At 27.3% G+C, this 520-nt stretch carries 1 protein-coding gene; it reads right to left on the reverse strand.

Translation table 11 applies throughout. The annotated features are described in order from the left end of the window. Window positions 1–115: 115 nt before the first annotated feature. Window positions 116–520 (reverse strand): hypothetical protein (locus tag ETC00_RS19635; RefSeq protein WP_171567724.1); only part of this gene is annotated, 405 nt, incomplete at its 5' end.

A 520-nucleotide genomic window follows, 5' to 3' on the forward strand; every position in this document is an offset into this window, starting at 1 on the left:
CTGTAAGGACGTATATTTTCAACAATATGCTCCCACAACTTTTGTTTAAATTCTAATGACATTAAACACACCTCGCAAAAAGTTAAAAAAAGAATAGGTTAAAAACCTATTCTTTTTATATTTGGTTAATGAAGTTTAAAAACTCATCAGATAATGTATCTAAATTGTTTATTTCTAAAGGTTCTCCTAATTTTTCAGGGTTATCATAATCCACAATAGTAAATGTGCTGTTTATAGCAGCTGAAAGTAAGTCCAAAACGAGGTTAGACTTTTTTAACTCTTCTAAAGTTGAATATTTATCATTCATTAGAGTTTGATAAATACTAGAAGAGCCAATTTTATTCAGAAATTTACTATTTTTTATAGTTCTTTTATTGTACTTATCAATATTTGCTGTAAGAAGTTGTGGTAAGTAAATATAACCCTGAATTTGGAGCTTTTTCTTCAACAGTAAAAGAAGCTTCACAAACTGTTTTCTAGTTATTAAATTTAAGTCTCTATAACCACCAAAGTATTTTGC

Source organism: Brevibacillus sp. MCWH (assembly GCF_013096935.1).
GTDB lineage: Bacteria > Bacillota > Bacilli > Brevibacillales > Brevibacillaceae > Brevibacillus > Brevibacillus aydinogluensis.